The organism is Pseudomonas cichorii (assembly GCF_019719005.1).
GTDB classification, from domain to species: domain Bacteria; phylum Pseudomonadota; class Gammaproteobacteria; order Pseudomonadales; family Pseudomonadaceae; genus Aquipseudomonas; species Aquipseudomonas cichorii_E.
Genome location: NZ_JAIGPJ010000035.1, coordinates 1 through 364, shown reverse-complemented (window position 1 = coordinate 364; position 364 = coordinate 1). Strand labels below are relative to the sequence as shown.

Genomic DNA, 364 nt, shown 5'->3' with positions numbered 1-364 from the left:
AACCTCCTTAGAAAGAACAAAAAAAAAAACCCCCTGCTCCGGGACAACAAGACTGGGGTTTCGGAATGAATCTTGACGATGACCTACTCTCACATGGGGAAACCCCACACTACCATCGGCGATGCATCGTTTCACTACTGAGTTCGGGATGGGATCAGGTGGTTCCAATGCTCTATGGTCGTCAAGAAATTCTGTGGCCGATCCGTTACAAGGTAACGTGTCAGCAAAATTGAGTGACTTCTACTTAAAGACAAAACCCCCACCTGCATTCGCAGATGGGGGTTCTGAATTTGAATCTTGACGATGACCTACTCTCACATGGGGAAACCCCACACTACCATCGGCGATGCATCGTTTCACTGCT

General features: G+C 48.1%; 1 rRNA gene. It reads right to left on the bottom strand.

Annotation, left to right across the window (positions count from 1 at the left end):
• Window positions 1-70: 70 nt before the first annotated feature.
• Window positions 71-186 (bottom strand): 5S ribosomal RNA (rrf, locus tag K5D32_RS20830).
• Window positions 187-364 lie beyond the last annotated feature (178 nt).